14 protein-coding genes and 5 tRNA genes are annotated in these 18783 nt (G+C 59.4%); 12 read left to right on the forward strand and 7 right to left on the reverse strand.

What is annotated here, in order from left to right; all coding sequences use genetic code 11:
* Positions 1 to 982 precede the first annotated feature (982 nt).
* The 10 genes from ACNQFG_RS06675 (at position 983) to ACNQFG_RS06720 (ending at position 11491) form a co-directional block, all read left to right on the forward strand.
* On the forward strand, positions 983 to 1441 hold the full coding sequence (locus ACNQFG_RS06675; protein WP_423406393.1) for a DUF2798 domain-containing protein: 459 nt from the start codon (positions 983 to 985) through the stop codon (positions 1439 to 1441).
* A 462-nt stretch (positions 1442 to 1903) separates the two neighbouring features.
* A complete protein-coding gene (locus ACNQFG_RS06680) occupies positions 1904 to 2587 on the forward strand; it encodes a F0F1 ATP synthase subunit A (RefSeq protein WP_423406394.1) in 684 nt (227 codons plus the stop codon).
* Positions 2588 to 2683: 96 nt separating this feature from the next.
* On the forward strand, positions 2684 to 2911 hold the full coding sequence (gene atpE / locus ACNQFG_RS06685) for an ATP synthase F0 subunit C (protein WP_423406395.1): 228 nt from the start codon (positions 2684 to 2686) through the stop codon (positions 2909 to 2911).
* A 14-nt stretch (positions 2912 to 2925) separates the two neighbouring features.
* A complete protein-coding gene (locus ACNQFG_RS06690) occupies positions 2926 to 3417 on the forward strand; it encodes an ATP synthase F0 subunit B (RefSeq protein WP_423406396.1) in 492 nt (163 codons plus the stop codon).
* Complete coding sequence (gene atpA, locus ACNQFG_RS06695; RefSeq protein ID WP_423406397.1) at positions 3407 to 5161, forward strand: F0F1 ATP synthase subunit alpha; 1755 nt, start codon at positions 3407 to 3409, stop codon at positions 5159 to 5161. Before ACNQFG_RS06690 ends, atpA begins: the two co-directional genes overlap by 11 nt.
* The gene (gene atpG, locus ACNQFG_RS06700; protein ID WP_423406398.1) at positions 5148 to 6032 is read left to right on the forward strand and encodes an ATP synthase F1 subunit gamma; all 885 of its coding nucleotides are present in this window, start codon (positions 5148 to 5150) and stop codon (positions 6030 to 6032) included. The genes atpA and atpG overlap by 14 nt, the downstream gene beginning before the upstream one ends.
* 161 nt (positions 6033 to 6193) lie before the next feature.
* Positions 6194 to 7606, forward strand: a complete 1413-nt coding sequence (atpD, locus tag ACNQFG_RS06705; RefSeq protein ID WP_097775203.1) for a F0F1 ATP synthase subunit beta — start codon at positions 6194 to 6196, stop codon at positions 7604 to 7606.
* A complete protein-coding gene (atpC, locus tag ACNQFG_RS06710; protein WP_423406399.1) occupies positions 7606 to 8013 on the forward strand; it encodes an ATP synthase F1 subunit epsilon in 408 nt (135 codons plus the stop codon). Before atpD ends, atpC begins: the two co-directional genes overlap by 1 nt.
* 177 nt (positions 8014 to 8190) lie before the next feature.
* Positions 8191 to 10794 carry a peptidoglycan-binding protein gene (locus ACNQFG_RS06715; RefSeq protein ID WP_423406400.1) on the forward strand — a complete coding sequence of 868 codons (2604 nt, stop codon included), beginning with the start codon at positions 8191 to 8193 and terminating at the stop codon, positions 10792 to 10794.
* A gap of 4 nt (positions 10795 to 10798) precedes the next feature.
* Positions 10799 to 11491, forward strand: a complete 693-nt coding sequence (locus ACNQFG_RS06720) for a peptidoglycan-binding domain-containing protein (RefSeq protein ID WP_423406401.1) — start codon at positions 10799 to 10801, stop codon at positions 11489 to 11491.
* A gap of 44 nt (positions 11492 to 11535) precedes the next feature.
* On the opposite strand, the gene ACNQFG_RS06725 is transcribed toward ACNQFG_RS06720, so the two are convergent.
* Entirely contained in the window at positions 11536 to 12876 is a 1341-nt protein-coding gene (locus tag ACNQFG_RS06725) for a D-alanyl-D-alanine carboxypeptidase family protein (protein WP_423406402.1), read from the reverse strand.
* 163 nt (positions 12877 to 13039) lie between these two features.
* Here ACNQFG_RS06725 and ACNQFG_RS06730 point away from each other — a divergent pair, with 163 nt between their 5' ends.
* Complete coding sequence (locus ACNQFG_RS06730) at positions 13040 to 13705, forward strand: calcineurin-like phosphoesterase (protein WP_423406403.1); 666 nt, start codon at positions 13040 to 13042, stop codon at positions 13703 to 13705.
* A 54-nt stretch (positions 13706 to 13759) separates the two neighbouring features.
* Here the strand turns inward: ACNQFG_RS06730 and recG are convergent, their stop codons facing one another.
* The 6 genes from recG to ACNQFG_RS06760 all read right to left on the reverse strand — a co-directional run bounded on the left by recG (position 13760) and on the right by ACNQFG_RS06760 (position 16434).
* Entirely contained in the window at positions 13760 to 15829 is a 2070-nt protein-coding gene (gene recG, locus ACNQFG_RS06735) for an ATP-dependent DNA helicase RecG (protein WP_423406404.1), read from the reverse strand.
* A 104-nt stretch (positions 15830 to 15933) separates the two neighbouring features.
* Positions 15934 to 16008: transfer RNA gene (locus tag ACNQFG_RS06740), tRNA-Cys, on the reverse strand.
* A gap of 28 nt (positions 16009 to 16036) precedes the next feature.
* A tRNA-Gly gene (locus ACNQFG_RS06745) sits at positions 16037 to 16112 on the reverse strand.
* A 37-nt stretch (positions 16113 to 16149) separates the two neighbouring features.
* Positions 16150 to 16223: transfer RNA gene (locus tag ACNQFG_RS06750), tRNA-Asp, on the reverse strand.
* A 29-nt stretch (positions 16224 to 16252) separates the two neighbouring features.
* Positions 16253 to 16328 (reverse strand) — tRNA-Gly (locus tag ACNQFG_RS06755).
* Between the two features lie 30 nt (positions 16329 to 16358).
* Positions 16359 to 16434, reverse strand: a tRNA-Phe gene (locus ACNQFG_RS06760).
* Between the two features lie 272 nt (positions 16435 to 16706).
* Here ACNQFG_RS06760 and ACNQFG_RS06765 point away from each other — a divergent pair.
* Complete coding sequence (locus ACNQFG_RS06765) at positions 16707 to 18698, forward strand: DNA gyrase/topoisomerase IV subunit B (RefSeq protein ID WP_423406405.1); 1992 nt, start codon at positions 16707 to 16709, stop codon at positions 18696 to 18698.
* Positions 18699 to 18783 lie beyond the last annotated feature (85 nt).

Raw genomic sequence — 18783 nt, forward strand, 5'->3', positions numbered from 1 at the left:
GGAAAATGTGCGAAGGAACAAATAAAAAACCAGCCGGACGAGGCGGTTGCAAGCCCTCGTCCGGCTGGATACTTACTTCTTCGGAGTCATAAGCCTCTTCTCCTTGGGGTTCCTCATTTTCGGAGTAAACGTTTCATAGGGTGACTCTCCTTAGAAACGATCAGAAACTGGGAATCTGGTTCAAGGGGAACTACTCGTTACTCGTGTACATTGGATTGACCCTTCTCTTAACTGATGGAGTGCGGCACCGAGATTCGGAAGATGAATTTCATATTACCACATTCTTTCGAGTTAGATTTGCGGGGGATTCCATTGCTTAGTACATTGGAGTTGCTCCTTTTCGGTCATTCAAATATTCTCGTCCGCGCAAAAGCTTTCATCATGGGGATCACCTCATGCGGATCTATTTGAATCGCCAGGGGATTTATACTCGACAGACTGTTCTGTTTTCGCGTGATTGATGCTCAAGACTGGCTCATTGTTGTTGTGTTTTTATACGGGGGAAACATCCCGTTTGTGGTGAGCCTCTATTTTGCTTCTCAGCGAATCCCGACAGCCTGTCCCTGCTGTGCGGGTTCCATATCGACCATCGGTCTCGCTCCTTTCTGCTTCAAGTCAGCGGGATTAGCTCTCTCTTGAGCTTCTGCTGTACTTCTCTGGTTTCTGGCTTTATTATACACGACAAAGGCGGAGTTGTCTATTCGCAGAGTGTACAACAAATGAGACGCATTTTTGCACCAAAAATCCAAAAAACTGGGATACATCAACTGCGCCAAAAAGTTCGGGCCGTTTGTGGATGATTTGTGGAAAAAAGCGAGAAACCGACGGCGGACTCTTATGTGCAGCGAAAATTTGTGCTATCATAGCAGACAATGAATGGTAGTCGCGCAAAGAAGTCAGACGAAGGTTCCCTCGTCCGGCTTCTTTTTTTGTTTTGGTGCGGTGAACGTTTTCCACAACCGATAAAAAGGAGCTTATAACAATGCCGAAAACTCTGCTTGAAAAGATCGTCTTCACCATTGTCATGGCTGCAATTATGGTCTATGGCATGATCGTTTACAATGTGGCGCTGAACACAGGCGGTGTCACCAATGCCACCTTTGTTATGGCTCTGCACGAGATGCCGATCATGGTGCCTGCTGCCTTTATCCTGGAGTTCTTTGTGGTCGAGAAGCTGGCCACCCGGCTGGCCTTCCGCTTTATGCGGCCCACAGATCGTCCGCAGTTCATCACCTATGCCATCTCGCTGATGATCGTGTGCATCATGTGCCCGGTGATGAGCCTGATCGCAACGGTGCTGTTTAAAGAACCCGGCTTTGGCACTTGGGTGCATACATGGGGCTGCAATATGCCCATGGCCCTGTGCTGGCAGATGCTGTACTGCGGGCCGCTTGCCCGTGCCATCTTCCGGCTGGTGTTCCGCCGGGGCGAAAAGCAGTAAACGGCCATATTAAATCTGTATTACAATTATATAAGGGCAGTATCACAGCCGCGTTTGGGGGCTGCATCGCAGTCGGTCTGCCTATATAAATTTGATATACCGGATATACATATAGTGAATAATATGCCGATTTTGCCCCGTTTTTGACTCGGAAAACGAAGCGAAAGGAAGAGAATCCACTTGGAAATTGTGCAATTGGCATAAGACAAGATCGGAAATTTGCACAAAATACACAACACTTCTTCGGCTGTTGTGAAATGGAATATAACAAAACGTAGAATGTTGGGCCGGGGGCTACAAAATTCGGCACAATCGTGCTATGATACGTCACGTAAAAAGCGCCGGGCAAGGCGTGAGCGAAGGAGGATGTGGGACGAGGACGTCTCGGCCTCCTGCTTTTTTTCGCGCATTGCAGCACTTTTTCGGAAAAACGATAACAAGGAAAGGAGATAGAGCAAAAGAATGAATGCGTTGACTGCTGCTTTGAAAGAAGAGTTGAACGTGGAGATGGTCTCGGTGTTTGGGCTGCAGATCCCGGAATCCGTGGTCATCAGCTGGGGCATCATGGTGTTTCTGGTGCTCGGTTCGATCCTGCTGACGCGGAATCTGCGGGTCGATCACATCACCAGGCGCCAGGCCATCCTGGAAACGGTCGTGACTCTTATCAACGATTTCTTTGTCGGGCTGCTGGGCGAGAACGGCAAACGGTATGTGCCGTATCTGATGAGCGTGGCGCTGTATATCGCGTGCTCCAACCTCATTGGTGTGTTCGGCATCAAGCCCCCCACAAAGGATCTGGATGTGACCGCAGCGCTGGCGCTGATGAGCATCGTGCTCATCGAATACTCCGGCATCCACGCGCGCGGCGGGAAAGGCTTCTTCAAGAGTCTGGCTGCCCCCACTCCGGTCATGACCCCTATGAACATCCTCGAGATCGCCATCCGCCCCACCAGCCTCTGCATGCGACTGTTCGGCAACGTGCTGGGCGCATTCGTCATCATGGAGCTGATCAAGCTCGTGGTGCCTGTGTTCGTCCCGGCGGTGTTCAGCCTGTATTTTGACCTGTTCGACGGTCTGATCCAGACCTACGTGTTCGTGTTCCTGACCTCCCTCTTTATGAAGGAGAGCCTGGGAGACGAAGAGTAACCTCTCAGTCTGCTGCGCAGACAGCTCCCCTGGCATTGCGGAGCAGGGACGGAGAAGTTGTACAAGAAAAACGATAAAAAGATAGGAGATTTTATTATGAACGGACTCGTAGCTCTGGGCGCTGGCATTGCAGCGCTGACCGGCATTGGCGGCGGTATCGGCATCGGCATCGCAACGGGTAAGGCAACGGAGGCTATCTCCCGTCAGCCCGAGGCATCCGGCAAGATCCAGACCAACCTGCTGCTGGGCGCTGCTCTGGCAGAAGGTACTGCAATTTTCGGCTTCGTCGTTGCACTGCTGATCATCCTGTTCCTGGGTCAATAACGGAGGCATGACGAATGCTGACACTGAATCTGAACCTTTTGTGGACGGTCGTCAACGTTCTGGTCCTGTTTTTGCTGCTGCGCAAGTTCCTGTACAGGCCTGTCATGAACATCATCGCAGAGCGCCAGAAGCAGGTGGACGCCGCCCTTGCTGCTGCCGAGACTTCCAAGAGCGAAGCCGCTGCGGCACTGAATGCTGCGCAGGATAAGCTGCGCAATGTGGACAATGAGGCCGCTGCCCGCCGCAAGGCTTACGAGCAGCAGGCGGAGAAGGAAAAGCAGCAGCTGCTGCTGGACGCCCAGAAGCAGGCTGACGCCATCCTTGCCGAGGGCAAGACCGCGGCTGAGGCAGAGCGCCAGCACAAGCTGCGGGAAGCCGATGCCCAGACCACGGCACTGGCCCGTGCGATGTGCGAGAAGCTGCTGGCCCGCAATCTGACCGCCCAGGACGACGCACGTCTGCTGGACGATCTGCTGGAGAAAGCAGGTGCAGGCAATGGCAACTGAATTCAGTCGTGAATTTTTTGCGGACAACCGCATCGTCAAGGCCGAGCTGCGCGCTGCCCACCAGCTGCGCGAAGAGGACATCGCCCGCATCAAGAACGAGGTAAAGAAGCTCTACGACGCCACCGAGGTCATCCTGAACGTGACGGTGGACGAGAGCCTGCTGTCCGGCTATGTCCTGCAGGTGGGCGACCGCGTGTTCGATAACTCCGGCCGTCATCAGCTGGACAAGATGATGGAGGGCAAGCCCTCGCTGGCTACCCTCAAGACCCGCATTGAGGACTACAAGCCCGCCGAGACCTCTGCCGAGGGCGGTGTGGTCATCTCCTCTGCCGACGGCATCGTGCACGTCGAAGGCATGAACCGCGCCGTGTACGGCGAGATCGTCACCTTCGACAACGGTGCCAAGGGCATGGTGGAGAGCGTGGACCCCGAACAGCTGGGCATCATGCTGTTCGACGGAGCTGAGACCGTCGGTGTGGGCACCATGGTGACCCGCAGCGGCAAGCGTGCCGGCATCCCGGTGGGCGATGCCTTCCTGGGCCGTGTCATCAGCCCGCTGGGCGAGCCCATCGATGGCAAGGGCCCCATTGAAGCTGTGGGCTACAACCCCATCGAAAAGCAGGCCCCCGGCATTCTGGAGCGTCAGAGCGTGGATACCCCGCTCCACACCGGCATCCTCGCCATCGATTCCATGTTCCCCATCGGCCGCGGCCAGCGTGAACTGATCATCGGCGACCGCCAGACCGGCAAGACCTCCATCGCCACGGACGCCATCCTGAACCAGAAAAACACTGGTGTGCTGTGCATTTATGTGGCCATCGGCCAGAAGGCTTCTTCCATTGCCCGTGTGGCAGGCGATCTGCAGAAGCACGGTGCCATGAGCTACACCACCATCGTGGCGGCTACTGCTTCGGATTCCGCTCCCCTGCAGTACATCGCACCCTATGCCGGCACCGCACTGGCCGAGTACTTCATGAGTCAGGGCAAGAGCGTGCTGATCGTTTACGACGATCTGTCCAAGCATGCAGTGGCCTACCGTGCCATTTCTCTGCTGCTGCGCCGCTCTCCGGGCCGTGAGGCTTACCCCGGCGATGTGTTCTATCTGCACTCCCGTCTGCTGGAGCGCTCCTGCCGGATGCGCGACGATCTGGGCGGCGGTTCCATCACCGCACTGCCTATCGTAGAGACGCAGGCAGGCGACGTTTCGGCCTACATCCCCACCAATGTCATTTCCATCACCGATGGTCAGATCTTCCTCGAGAGCGCCCTGTTCAATGCAGGCAACCGCCCGGCCGTCAATGTGGGTCTGTCGGTGTCCCGTGTGGGCGGCGCTGCCCAGACCAAGGCCATGAAGAAGGCCAACGCCAACCTGCGTATCGAGCTGGCACAGTACAAGGATATGGAGTCCTTTGCACAGTTCAGCTCGGATCTGGACGCGGAGACCCGCCGCCAGCTGGATCACGGCAAGGCTCTGATGGAAATGCTCAAGCAGCCGCTGTATCAGCCCAAGTCCGACGCCGAGCAGGTCGTCATCCTGACGCTGGCCTCCCACGGGATGCTGGACACGCTCCCGCTGGCTGAGCAGCGCGCAAAGGTCAACGCCTTTGTGCGGTCCTTCCACGCCGATGTTTCCGGCGCGATGGATGCCATCGCTTCCACCGGCAAGATCACGCCGGAGCAGGTGGACGCCATCCTGACCGCGTGGAAGACCTATGCGGGAGGCGACAGCCATGCCGTCCAGTAAGCTGCTGAAGGAGCGCATCGAGAGCATTCAGGACACCATGAAGATCACGAACGCCATGTACCTGATCTCCTCGTCCAAGCTGCGCAAGGCACGTAAGAACTACCAGAATGTATCGCCCTACTTCAACCGTATGCGCGATACCATTTCCCGCGTGGTGCCCCACCTGCCGGAAGAGCCGGTGCATCCGTTCTTCCATGAGCGGGAGAAGGAAGCCCCCATCCGTGCCTATGTCGTGCTGACGGCAGATAAGGGCATGGCAGGCGCTTACAACCAGAACCTGCTCAAGTTCCTGAAAGAGCAGTGCGGCAGCGACCCCAATGCCCGCTTCTACGTCATTGGTCAGACCGGCTACCGCGCCCTGTACCACAAGGACCCGCGGCTGGTGGAGGATTTCCACTACGGTGCCACGGAGCCTACGCTGCAGCGTGCCCGCGATATCACGATGGATGCCATCGATGATTTCAAGACCGGCAAACTGGATGAGATCTACCTCATCTACACCAAGATCCAGAACGCGCTGACCAGTGAGCCGGTGATGGAGCGTCTGCTTCCGCTGGACCGTGAGCATCTGAAGCCCGCCCCGAAAGGTCTGGGTGACCCCCGCGGCGAGGTGGAGATGTTCCCGGACGCCAAAACGGTGTTCGAGCAGACGGCCCCCATCTACATGCACGGCATGATCTTTGGTGCCATGACCGAGAGCTTCTGCGCAGAGCAGAGCGCCCGCATGACCGCCATGGATTCCGCCACCAAGAACGCCAACGATATGATCCGGGAGCTGCAGCTGGAATACAACCGCACCCGTCAGGGCTCCATTACACAGGAGATCACCGAGATCATCGGCGGCGCTGCGGCGGTGCAAAGTAACGAATAACCAGGAACCCTCTCCGTCCGTGCTGGCGCACGGCCACCTCTCCCGAAGGGCGAGGTTTTGAGCAGAATCGTATCACTTGAAAAAGCTCCCCCTTTCGGGGGAGCTGGCGAGCGAAGCGAGACTGAGAGGGTTTATACAATCAGTAAGTAAGAGGCAATCGTATGATACAGGGAACTATTATTCGCGTAGCCGGCCCTGTGGTGGACGTGCAGTTCACCGCAGGCAAGCTGCCTGCCCTGCAGGAAGCGCTTACCGTGACCGCCGAGGGCACCGAGCGCACGATGGAAGTGACACAGCATGTCAACGAGACCACTGTGCGCTGCATCATGCTTTCCGCCAGCGAGGGTCTGGGCAAGGGCATGACCGTGACCGCTACCGGCCACGGCCTGACCGCACCGGTGGGCGAAGCCACGCTGGGCCGCATGTTCGACCCGCTGGGCAGACCCATCGACGGCAAGGGCTCTGTGGATGATGTGCCGCATTGGCCCATCCACCGCAAGGCCCCCAGCTTTGCAGAGCAGAAGCCCGCGACCGAGATCCTGGAGACCGGCATCAAGGTCATCGACCTGCTGGCCCCCTATGCAAAGGGCGGCAAGATCGGTCTGTTCGGCGGTGCAGGCGTCGGCAAGACCGTGCTGATCCAGGAACTGATCCATAACGTGGCCACCGAGCACGGCGGCTACTCCATCTTCACCGGCGTCGGCGAGCGCTCCCGCGAGGGCTGCGACCTTTGGGGCGAGATGAACGAGTCCGGTGTTCTGAATAAGACCGCACTGGTCTTTGGTCAGATGAACGAGCCCCCAGGAGCACGTATGCGTGTTGCCGAGACCGGCCTGACCATGGCAGAGTACTTCCGTGAGGAGACCCACAAGGACGTGCTGCTGTTCATTGATAACATCTTCCGTTTCGTGCAGGCAGGCTCCGAGGTGTCCGCTCTGATGGGCCGTATGCCTTCTGCTGTGGGCTACCAGCCCACTCTGGCCAACGAGCTGGGCGCTCTGCAGGAGCGCATCACCTCCACCAAGGAAGGCTCCATCACCTCTGTGCAGGCCGTCTACGTCCCCGCCGACGACCTGACCGACCCGGCCCCCGCCACCACCTTTGCACATCTGGATGCCACTACCGTGCTGTCCCGTAAGATCGTGGAGCAGGGCATTTACCCGGCCGTGGACCCGCTGGCATCCACCTCCCGCATTCTGGAAGCGGATATCGTGGGCGAGGAGCACTATCGCGTGGCCCGCAAGGTGCAGTCCATTCTGCAGCGCTATCAGGAACTGCAGGACATCATCGCCATTCTGGGCATGGACGAGCTGGACGAGAACGACAAGCTCACCGTTGCCCGCGCCCGCAAGCTGCAGAAGTTCCTGTCCCAGCCCTTTGCTGTGGCCGAGAACTTTACCGGCCTGAAGGGCAAGTATGTGCCGCTGCAGGATACCGTGCGCGGCTTTGCCGCCATTGTGGACGGCGAGGCCGATGATCTGCCGGAGTGGGCTTTCTTCAACGTTGGTACGCTGGAAGATGCCCGCCAGAAGGCAGCGGAAAAGCTGGCTGAGGAAAAGGGCGGTGCCGTCTGATGAACAAGTTCATGCTGAACATCACTGCGTCCAGCGGTGAGTACTATCAGGGCGATTGTGAGAGCCTGACCCTGCCCACCGGCGACGGTGTGTACGGTGTGCAGGCCGGACACAGCCCGGTGCTGGTGGCCATCCACATGGGGATGCTGCAGTTCACCGTGAACGGTGAGACCCGCGATGTGCTGGTGGGCGACGGCATTGCCGAAGTGACCCCCACCTTCGTTCTGCTGCTGGTGGACAGCGCCGAGCGTCCGGAGGATATCGACAAGAACCGTGCCGAGGCTGCCCGCATCCGTGCCGAGGAGCGTTTGCAGCATCAGCAGAGCATGCATGAATATTATCAGAGCAAGATCGCGCTCGACCGTGCGATGCAGCGCCTGCAGACTGCCGCAAAGTACAAGCGGTAAATCAGGCCGTTCCGTTTTTCCCTTCCAAGATATAACAAACAATGAACGCCCCCTGCCCGGTTCCGGAGCCTATGCCTCCGAACGGACAGGGGGCGTTTGTTTCATGCACCTTCCGACTCCTTGCCGAATACGCTGTGAGTGAACCAAGCGAACATTTCGGCAAAGGAGTTTTTGTTTATGGCGACTGGAATTCTGCGCATTCAGGCATTTGCGGCCCGGCAGTCGGCACCGGTGGAGGGGGTCACGGTGAACATCGTCGGCGACGGCTTCACCGCGGCCCGGATGACCGACGCCGAGGGCAATGCCGCGGACGTGACCCTGACCGCCCCGGACTGTGCCCTCTCACTGGAGGAGGACAATACCACCCGTCTGCCCTATGCGGTGTGCAGCCTGACGGCTTCGAAGGCGGGGTACCGCACCGTCCGCATCCAGGGCATCCAGGTCTTTGCGGGGCAGGTCACACTGGCCCAGCCGGAGATGATCCCCGAGACCGAAGAGGATCGCGACGTGGTAAACCCGCCCATAGTCATCCCGCCCCACCCGCTGTTTGCGGGCGGCGGGGGCAGCGGCAGAGCGCCTGCCGATCCGTGTGCGCCCCGGGTGCTGGACAGAGTCATCATTCCCAAAAACATCACGGTGCATCTGGGCAAGCCTGCGGCATCCGCCCGCAATGTGACTGTCTCCTTCCGGGATTATATCGCCAATGTTGCATCCAGCGAAGTCTACCCTACCTGGCCGGAAAGCGCCCTGCGGGCCAACATCCACTGCCAGATCTCGCTGGCACTCAACCGCATCTACACCGAGTGGTACCCCAGCAAAGGCTACACCTTCAACATTACCAACTCCACCAGCTACGACCAGTATTACGTTCACGGACGCACGGTGTTCGATGTGATGGTGCGCATCACCGACGACATCTTCAACACCTATATCCGCAAGACCGGCACCGTAAACCCCTACTACTCTGAATACTGCGACGGTAAATCGGTCACCTGCCCGGGTCTCAAGCAGTGGGGCACCGTGACGCTGGCAAAGCAGGGCAAAACACCGCTTCAGATCCTGAAGTATTACTACGGCAACGACATCGAGATCATCCGCACCTCGAACATCCAGTCCATCCCCCAGAGCTACCCCGGTTCGCCCATCCGGCAGGGCGACAGCGGCACAGCGGTGTTCACCCTGCAGCGCCAGCTGAACCGCATCACCAAGGACTATCCCTTCCTCGGCCTGCTGACTGTGGACGGCGTATTCGGCCCCCGCATGGTGTCCACGGTCAGGGCGTTCCAGAAGCAGTTCAACCTGACCGCCGACGGTGCAGTCGGACGACAGACATGGTACAAGATCAGCTATATCTATGTGTCGGTCAAGGATCTTGCGGAGCTGACCAGCGAGGGCGAGGTGTCCAGCGGCACTCTCTCGGACGGCACATGGGGCGGCACCGTACTGCGCACCGGCTCCACCGGCAGCGCCGTGGAACAGCTGCAGTTCTGGCTGAATACGCTGGCACAGTACGAATCCGCCATCCCGTCCCTTGCGGTGGACGGCAGCTACGGCGCGGCCACGGCCAGCGCGGTGCGGGCCTTCCAGCGCAAATACGGCCTGACCGTGGACGGCGTGGTGGGCCGTGACACATGGACCGCGCTGTACGACCAGTTCCGCAGCATCCAGTCCGACAACGGCACCCCCAATGCCTACCCCGGCACCGCCCTGCGGGAGGGTGCAAGCGGACAGAATGTGCGGCTGGTGCAGTTCTGGCTCAAGATCGCCCACACCGTCTATTCCAGACTGAACGACCTCACCGTGGATGGCAGGTTCGGTGCGGCGACCACAGCGGCAGTCAAGCGGTTCCAGACCTACTTTGGCCTGACCAGCGACGGTGTGGTGGGCCGCACAACATGGAACAAGCTATACGAGGTGTACAACGACATCGCCAACAAGCTGCTGTCGTCCAGCCTGCGCCCCGGCGAGTACCCGGGCATCCTCCGGCGGGGCAGCAGCGGCACAGCGGTGCGGGAGCTGCAGTTCTACCTCTACCTCATGAGCGCCTATGAATCCAGCATCCCGGCGGTGGGCATCGACGGCAGCTTTGGCGCGGCCACCGAGAACGCCGTGCGGGCCTACCAGCGCTTTGCGAGGCTGACTGTAGATGGCATCGTGGGGCGGGCGACCTGGGAGTCGCTCTACGGCAAAGCCTCGGCCCTGCGCAGCAGCGGCCCGGTGGTCACCCTGAAACGCCTGCCCTACCCCGGCCAGCCGCTGACGGTGGGCAGCGAGGGCAGCGACGTGCTGTATTACACCATCCTGCTGCGGCGGATCGCCTATTACTTCGAGAGCGTGGAGACACCGCCGCTGGCCACCGGCTACACCGGGGAGACTGCCGCTGCGACCCGCAGTGCCCAGGCGCTGCTCGGCCTGCCGGAGACCGGCATCGCAGACGCTGAGACCTGGACGGCGGTGGAGGCGCTGAGCCTGCAATTGGCGACCGGGATGCCCAACCCCGACCGGGATGCGGCACGGGAGATGGCATATCCGGGCCGTGCCATGAAGGAGGGGAGCGTCGGCCCGGATGTGATGCAGATCGAACAGTGGATTAACGGCCGGGCGAACCTCTGCTGCGGGGAGGGCTTCGTGCGGGATAATTCGTCCTTCGGCCCGGCGGAGACGGTGGCTGTGAAGGCCGCGCAGGCGCGGGCGGGCCTGCAGCAGACCGGCACCGTTGGCCGCGAGACCTGGGCGGCACTGCGGGCGCAGAGCTGCGCATGTGATTTGGAGGAGGGATGACCCAATGGCACGGCTGCTTATTTACGATGCCTACGAGAACAAGGTATACACCTATGCAAACCTGAACGAGAACGACCCCATGCCCTACAGCACCGGCCGGACCCTGACCCTGCGGGAGTTCCGGGGCAGATCGAACAGCCCGGTGCTCTGGACCACCATTGCGGCCATGGAAGCGTGGAACCTGACCCGCCGCAAGTACGGCAAGGGCATCCCGGTGGGGTATGCCTTCCGCCGCATCTGGGAGGGCGGCCACGGCACCCGCAGCCAGCACTACGCGGGCGTATCCTTTGACGTGGGCCAAAGCCTGACCCAGACCGCCCGCACGGCCATCTACAACGCAGCCCGGGGCACCGGGGCATGGGGCTATGTGGAGCCGCTGAGCCAGACCCCCACATGGGTGCACATGGACCGCCGCTACGGCACGCCCGCCTGCAGCGGCACCACCGCCGGGTATCCTACCCTGAGGCGGGGAAGCCGCGGCTGCTATGTGATGATTCTGCAGGACGCGCTTTCCACGCTGGGCTACCAGACCGGGAGCCGCATCGACGGCCTGTTCGGCACCCGGACGGAAGAGGCGCTCCGGGGCTATCAGCGCCGCACCAGCCTCGCGGTGGACGGTGTGTGCGGCTGCAGCAGCTGGAAAAAGATCAGCACTGCCGTCATCGGCGTGGGACGGACAAAAACGACGATCGACTGAACGAAAACGAGGGCAGGAACCGGTCTGGTTCCTGCCCTCGTCTGTCAGCGGCGATGGATCTTCTTGGTCGGTCTGCGGCCATGCCAGACATTGAGCAGCCACCACAGGCCATAGATGGCGAGGGCGAGCAGGCTCATGACGATCACGACCTTCAGGTAGAGGCTGTGGAAAAAGTCCTGCACCTTCGAGACGGTGAAGAGCAGGACGTTCTGGCGGACATCCTGCCCGGCGATCAGGTCCACCACGCCAATGGTCTCACCGGCAAGCTTCAGCTCCACCGTGCCGATGACGTCGCCCTGATGGATGGGGGCGGCGGCATAATCGGGCAGGTGGAAATATTTCTGGGTCACGCTGCCGTCGCCGGTGGAAGGCAGCAGGGTCATCATGCTGTCGGCGGGATACAGCTGCAGGGAGCTGGTATCGGAGGAATACTTCACCGGGATCTCGGCCAGCGTAAGGTCGGTGTCCAGCGCGGCCTGAATGGAAAAGCTGTCGAACACCCAGTCCATCAGCTTCACGGTCTCGCACAGGGCCGGGCGACGGTTGGCGTAGCCGAAATCGTCGCAGGTGTCCGGGCTTTGCATCACGCAGAAAATATAGGTGGCACCATCCTTATTGGCCCATGAAACATAGCTCTGGTCGCCGTTGTCGTTCTTGTAGGCCATCACGTCGCAGAGGCCGCCCTGCATGGCGCTGCGGTAGTATTTGCCGCCGCTGGATTTGCTCAGCGCGGCGTTCTGGCTGACCAGAACGAAGCTCTTGGCGTGTTTTTCCTTGGCGGGCATCGTGAAGGTCGGTGCACTGGAGATCTCCCGGAAGGCATCAAAGCTCATCAGATAGCGCAGGATCAGGTACATATCCACGGCACAGGTCACGTTGCCGCTGTCGATGCCGCAGGCATCCGTCCAGGTGCTGCCGGTGGTGCCGATGCGCTGGGACAGGGTGTTCATCTGGCTCACCCAGCCCGCGAGGTCGCCGCCGGAAAGGGCATAGGCAAGGCCCATGGCGGCTTCGTTGGCGTTGCGGGTCAGCATGGCGTACATGGCTTCGCGGTAGGTAAAGGTCTCGTTGGAGCGCATATCGGCGTTGTTGGTGTTATAAACGTAATCCGAGATGGCGAACGGCATGGTAAAGGTGTTGTCGAGCTGGTCGGCGTAGTTGGACATCACCAGAGCGATGGTCATGTATTTCGTCAGGCCGCCGGCCGGCACCTGCTTCTGGCTGTCCTTATCATAGACGATGATATTGGTATCGGTGTTGACGATATAGGCACTCTGTGCCTGCACCTGATAGACCGGGGTGGGGTCGAACATGGCGCCTGCCGTCACAGCCAAACAGCTGAACAGGACCGCCAGAGACAAAAAGAGGGCAAAAATACGTTTCATGTGGACAATTCCTTTAAAAAGCGATAAAATAGAAAGACCGGGGCGCAGGATGCGGCCGGATAGGACAACAGGAAGAAGCCGGAGCTTCATTCTTTTATAATAACAGGTTTGCCCTGCGGAGACAAGGGCTTTTACAGCTTTCACACAGGGCGGGAGGAAACGAATGGTATATCTGACAGGGGACACCCACGGCGACATCGACCGCTTCAAGCACGGCAAGCTGCGCTGGCTGGGCAAACGGGATACCGTGGTGGTACTGGGCGACTTTGGCTTTGTGTGGGACGGCAGCAAGGAGGAACAGAAAAAGCTGGATTGGCTGCGCAAGCGCCCGTATACCCTGCTGTTTCTGGACGGCAGCCACGAAAACTACGACCTGCTGGCCCAGTACCCGACCGAGGAGCGGTTCGGCGGAACGGTCCAGGCACTGGGCGGCAATGTGTACCATGTGTGCCGCGGCAGCGTGCTGACGCTGGAGGGCAAAAAATATCTCTGCTTCGGCGGGGCCGAAAGTCAGGACAAAGAGGAACGGGAGCCTGGGGTCAACTGGTGGCCGCAGGAGATGCCCTCGGATGAGGAATATGCCTTCTGCGAAAAGACGCTGGAAGAAAACGGCTGGCAGGTAGATTATGTGCTGACCCACGATGCGCCAAGCAGGTTCCTGGATTTTACTGCGCTGGCGCTGGGCGAGTCGAACCGGCTGCACCTCTTCCTCGACAAGATCCTGCTGAAACTGCACTATGAAAAATGGTTCTTTGGCTGCTACCACAAGGATGTGGCCCTTTCCACCAAGAGCCGGTGCGTTTTCTGCGAGATCATTCCCATGAAATAATAGAAGATAGAAAACGAGGGGCAGGCCGCTTTTGGCCTGCCCTTCGCTGTTGGTTCAGTTCATCGCACCGGCCTTTTCGAACATCTGCTCGACCTGCGCGGCCAGAAGTGCGTGGTCTGGTGCGGTGAGGAGCGGGTCGTCGGCCAGCATGGCAACGGCTTCCGCCTGCGCAGCGTGCAGGGTGCGGGTGTCGTTCATCAGGTCGGCGATCTGCAGGGTGGGCAGGCCGTGCTGGCGGCTGCCGAAAAAGTCGCCGGGGCCGCGGGTCTCCAGGTCGTACTGCGCCACTGCAAAGCCGTCTGCCGTGGAGCAGAGGAATTTGAGCCGCTTCTGGACTTGCTCGCTCGTGTTGTCGCTGACAAGAAAGCACCAGCTCTCCGCTGCACCGCGTCCCACGCGGCCGCGCAGCTGGTGCAGGGCGCTCAGACCGTAGCGCTCTGCGTTTTCGATCACCATTACGCTGGCATTGGGCACATCCACACCCACCTCAATGACGGTGGTGGACACCAGTGCGTCCAGCCGTCCGGCTTTGAAGTCCTCCATCACGGCAGCTTTCTCCTTGGGTTTGAGCTTGCCGTGCATCAGGCCTACCCGGCGCTCCGGCAGCAGGGCTTTGGCAATGTCCTCGTAGTAGCTCTTAACGGCGTTCAGCCCGCCATCCGGTGTGTCCTCGATGGCGGGGCAGACCAGATACACTTGCCGCCCGCGCCCGATCTCCTGATCGAGAAAATGGTAGAGGTCGCGCCGCTTTTTGCCGGTGATGCAGCGGGTCTTGACCGGTGTGCGGCCCGGCGGCAGCTCGTCCAGAATGGAGATGTCCAAATCGCCGTAGATGAGCAGGCCCAGCGTGCGGGGAATGGGCGTTGCGCTCATCACCAGCAGGTGCGGATTCGCGGCCTTTTCGGCCAGCATTCCGCGCTGCCGTACCCCAAAGCGGTGCTGCTCGTCGATCACGGCAAGACCCAGCCGGGCAAATTCTACGCCTTCGCTGAGGATGGCGTGGGTGCCCACCACAAGGTCGGCTTCGTCGTTCCGGATGGCGGCAAGGGTGGTGCGGCGTGCAGCGGCCTTCATGCCGCCGGTCAGCAGCGCCACTCGCATCCCGAAGGGGGCAAGCATCCGGTTCAGGCCTTCGGCATGCTGGGCGGCCAGAATTTCTGTCGGGGCCAGCAGCGCGGCCTGATACCCCGCCCGGATGCACGCCCAGATGGCGGCAGCCGCCACCAGCGTTTTTCCGCTGCCCACATCGCCCTGCAAAAGGCGGTTCATGGAAGTCTCGCCCGCCATGTCGGCCAGAATCTCGCTCACGGCCCGGCGCTGGGCTCCGGTGGGGGCGAAGGGCAGCGCGTCCCAGAACGGCTGCGGGTCGAGAAGCTGCATCGGTGCCCCGGTGGCGGCGCTGCCCCGGTTTTTCATCCGGCCAATGCCCAGCTGCAAAACCAGAAGTTCTTCATAGATCAGCCGCCGCCGGGCCGCAAAGGCGGCTTCCTCGCTCTCCGGGCAATGGATGGCCCGCACGGCATCTGCCTTGGAGAGCAGACGGTATTTTTGCCGCATTTCCGGCGGAAGAGGGTCGGGCAGAAGCTCTGCATGGGGCAGCAGCTGGCGGACACACCGGGCGATGACGCTGCTCGAAAGCCCATCGGTCTGGGGGTAGACAGCCTCAAAAGGGGCGGCAGCGATCTGCGCCTCGGTGCGCACCTGCGGGTTGACCATCTGGCGGCGCAGCATCCCGCCGGTAACGATGCCCTGAAAATAATATTCCTGCCCAAGCTGCAGCTTCTGGGCGGCATAGGGATTATTGAACCATGTGATCTCCAGACTGGACACATCGTCCCCGGCAGTGATGCGCTCCATCCGCCGCCCACCCGGCAGGATACGCCCGCCGGGTTTGGCGAACACCTCGGCCCTGACGACGCACTCGGTGTCGCACGGTGCCTCGGCAAGGGAGTAGGGCTTTGAAAAATCCATATATCTGCGCGGGTAGTGGCACAGCAGGTCGGCCAGCGTCACGATGCCCAGCTTCTCGAACCGCTCAGCGGTCTTGGGGCCAACGCCCTTCAGGTAGCGCACCGGCGTATCCGGGGTGAGGGTGGTGTGGGTCTCGGTGGTTTGAGCGGGCATGGCATACGCTCCTTTCTGCACAGGATACCGCTATTGTAACACGGGGAAGGGGAGGATGCAATAAAACAAAAAAATCCCGAACGCTTTCACGTTCGGGAATCTTTTGGAGGTGACGACCAGATTTGAACTGGTGGATGAGGGTTTTGCAGACCCTTGCCTTACCACTTGGCCACGTCACCATATTTAGGAGTGAATTTCCACTCCTGTTGGAGCGGCCGACGAGGCTCGAACTCGCTACCTCCACCTTGGCAAGGTGGCGCTCTACCAGATGAGCTACGGCCGCATATTCGGTGCATTTGTCCCTGCACCATTAGGATGAGCGACCCGGATCGGGCTCGAACCGACGACCCCCAGCGTGACAGGCTGGTGCTCTAACCAACTGAGCTACCGGGCCATATTGGAGCAACCGTTGCTGCTCCGTTATGGAGCGGCCGACGAGGCTCGAACTCGCTACCTCCACCTTGGCAAGGTGGCGCTCTACCAGATGAGCTACGGCCGCATATTGGAAACCCTGCTGGGTTTCCTTGACTGGTGCCTCCGATCGGAATCGAACCAATGACACGGGGATTTTCAGTCCCCTGCTCTACCGACTGAGCTACAGAGGCGCACCGGACGATGATTATTATACCTGAAATTCTGGATTTGTAAAGAGGAAAATGCAAATTTTTTCGAAAAAAATCAGACTTTTCTTGAAAAATGCGTCCGGACGATAAATAATAGAAGTGGATTTTTGATGCTCTCCGGCCGGGCCGGGCCGACGGCGGGGGACGAAACGCAAAATTGACATTGACAACAACCTATGGTTTAATAGAAAACTAGAAAACGATTCGGCCGGCAAAGGGTACGGGGCGTATCCGTGCAGACCGGGAGGGTGAACATGGCAAAAAAACAGGAATATGGCAACGAGAGCATTACTTCTTTGAAGGGTGCCGACCGTGTGCGTAAGCGCCCGGCCGTTATCTTTGGCTCAGACGGCGTGGAGGGCTGCGCCCACTCCATCTTTGAGATCGTCTCCAACTCCATCGACGAAGCCCGCGACGGCCACGGCGATACCATCAACGTGACCCGCTGTAAGGATGGCAGCGTCATCGTTGAGGACTTTGGCCGCGGTATGCCCGTGGACTGGAACAACGGCGAGGGGCGCTACAATTGGGAGCTGTTGTTCTGCGAGATGTATGCAGGCGGCAAGTATGGCGAGGGTGAGGATAACTACGAGTTCAGCCTTGGCTTGAACGGTCTGGGCCTGTGCGCTACCCAGTATGCTTCTGCATGGATGACCGCCGATATCTACCGTGACGGATACCACTATCACCTTGATTTTAAAAAGGGCGAGAATGTGGGCGGCCTGCAGAAGGAAGCCTACAAGGGCCGCCGCACCGGCAGCATCATTCACTGGAAGCCGGACGACGAGGTGTTCACCGACATCGATGTGCCTGGCAGCTACTATAAGGATACCCTGCGCCGTCAAGCGGTGGTCAACGCAGGCCTGACCCTGAACTTCACCGATGAAAAAGAGAAAGACCCTGCCACTGGCAAGGCGTGGTACGAGAGCTGGTGCTATGAGCACGGCATCGCGGACTATGTGGCCGAGGTGGCAGGGGAGGATACCCTGACCCCGGTGTTCAGCTGCGAGAGTGAGGCATCCGGCCGAGACCGCGAGGACCAGCCGGATTACAAGGTGCGCATGAGCGCGGCGTTCTGCTTCTCCAATAAGGTGCAGATGCTGGAATATTACCACAACTCTTCCTGGCTGGAGCACGGCGGCAGCCCGGAGCACGCGGTGCGCACCGCCTTTGTCTACCAGATCAACAAGTACCTGAAGGAAAAGAACCTCTATAAAAAAGGTGAGAGCGCCATCAGCTTTCAGGATGTGCAGGACTGCTTGGTGTATGTCTCGTCCAGTTTTTCCACCCGCACCAGCTACGAGAACCAGACCAAAAAGGCCATCACCAACAAATTCGTCTCGCAGGCTATGACCGACTTCCTCAAGCATTATCTGGAAGTGTATTTTCTGGAAAAGCCGGACGAGGCCCAGAAGATCTGCCAGCAGGTGCTGGTGAACAAGCAGAGCCGTGAGCATGCGGAAAAAACGCGCCAGAGCATCAAAAAAACGCTGTCCACCCAGATCGACCTTGCCAACCGGGTGCAGAAATTCGTGGACTGCCGCACCAAGGATGCATCCCGCCGCGAGCTGTATATCGTGGAGGGCGATTCCGCTATGGGTGCGGTCAAGTCCAGCCGCGACAGTGAATATCAGGCCATCATGCCCATCCGCGGCAAAATTTTGAACTGCCTGAAGGCCGACTATGCCCGCATCTTTAAATCGGATGTCATCGTGGATCTCATCAAGGTGATGGGCTGCGGCGTGGAACTGGGCGGCAAACACAACAAGGAGCTGGCCACCTTCAATCTCGATAATCTGCGGTTCAATAAAATCGTCATTTGTACCGATGCCGATGTGGACGGCTACCAGATCCGTACGCTGGTGCTCACCATGCTCTACCGCCTGACCCCGACCCTGATCGAGAAGGGCTATGTGTATATCGCAGAGTCGCCGTTGTATGAAATTACAACGAAAGACCGCACTTATTTTGCATACACCGAGCCGGAAAAGACAGCGTTTCTGGAAGAGATCGGCGAGAAAAAATACACCATCCAGCGCTCCAAAGGTCTGGGTGAGAACGACCCCGAGATGATGTGGCTGACCACCATGAACCCGGAGAGCCGCCGCCTTATTAAAGTGATGCCCACTGATGTGGAGGAGACCGCCCGCGTGTTCGACCTGCTGCTGGGCGACAACCTCGCCGGACGCAAGGAGCACATCGCAGAGCACGGCGCAGAATATCTGGACGATCTGGATGTGTCTTGACCTCTCCGTCCATGCTGCGCAGTGTCGCTGCTCCTGACAGGAGAGCTGTCGAGCGTGAGCGAGACTGAGAGGTTTATTTAGAGGA

Origin of the sequence: Faecalibacterium prausnitzii (assembly GCF_049532945.1) — a bacterium.
GTDB lineage: Bacteria > Bacillota > Clostridia > Oscillospirales > Ruminococcaceae > Faecalibacterium > Faecalibacterium prausnitzii_N.

What these genes read in the sequence shown, in the direction of transcription:
- ACNQFG_RS06675 (WP_423406393.1), top strand. Translation starts at nt 983, where the DNA reads ATGCCGAAAACTCTGCTTGAAAAGATCGTCTTCACCATTGTCATGGCT.
- ACNQFG_RS06680 (WP_423406394.1), top strand. Translation starts at nt 1,904, where the DNA reads ATGAATGCGTTGACTGCTGCTTTGAAAGAAGAGTTGAACGTGGAGATG.
- atpE (WP_423406395.1), top strand. Translation starts at nt 2,684, where the DNA reads ATGAACGGACTCGTAGCTCTGGGCGCTGGCATTGCAGCGCTGACCGGC.
- ACNQFG_RS06690 (WP_423406396.1), top strand. Translation starts at nt 2,926, where the DNA reads ATGCTGACACTGAATCTGAACCTTTTGTGGACGGTCGTCAACGTTCTG.
- atpA (WP_423406397.1), top strand. Translation starts at nt 3,407, where the DNA reads ATGGCAACTGAATTCAGTCGTGAATTTTTTGCGGACAACCGCATCGTC.
- atpG (WP_423406398.1), top strand. Translation starts at nt 5,148, where the DNA reads ATGCCGTCCAGTAAGCTGCTGAAGGAGCGCATCGAGAGCATTCAGGAC.
- atpD (WP_097775203.1), top strand. Translation starts at nt 6,194, where the DNA reads ATGATACAGGGAACTATTATTCGCGTAGCCGGCCCTGTGGTGGACGTG.
- atpC (WP_423406399.1), top strand. Translation starts at nt 7,606, where the DNA reads ATGAACAAGTTCATGCTGAACATCACTGCGTCCAGCGGTGAGTACTAT.
- ACNQFG_RS06715 (WP_423406400.1), top strand. Translation starts at nt 8,191, where the DNA reads ATGGCGACTGGAATTCTGCGCATTCAGGCATTTGCGGCCCGGCAGTCG.
- ACNQFG_RS06720 (WP_423406401.1), top strand. Translation starts at nt 10,799, where the DNA reads ATGGCACGGCTGCTTATTTACGATGCCTACGAGAACAAGGTATACACC.
- ACNQFG_RS06725 (WP_423406402.1), bottom strand. Translation starts at nt 12,876, where the DNA reads ATGAAACGTATTTTTGCCCTCTTTTTGTCTCTGGCGGTCCTGTTCAGC.
- ACNQFG_RS06730 (WP_423406403.1), top strand. Translation starts at nt 13,040, where the DNA reads ATGGTATATCTGACAGGGGACACCCACGGCGACATCGACCGCTTCAAG.
- recG (WP_423406404.1), bottom strand. Translation starts at nt 15,829, where the DNA reads ATGCCCGCTCAAACCACCGAGACCCACACCACCCTCACCCCGGATACG.
- ACNQFG_RS06765 (WP_423406405.1), top strand. Translation starts at nt 16,707, where the DNA reads ATGGCAAAAAAACAGGAATATGGCAACGAGAGCATTACTTCTTTGAAG.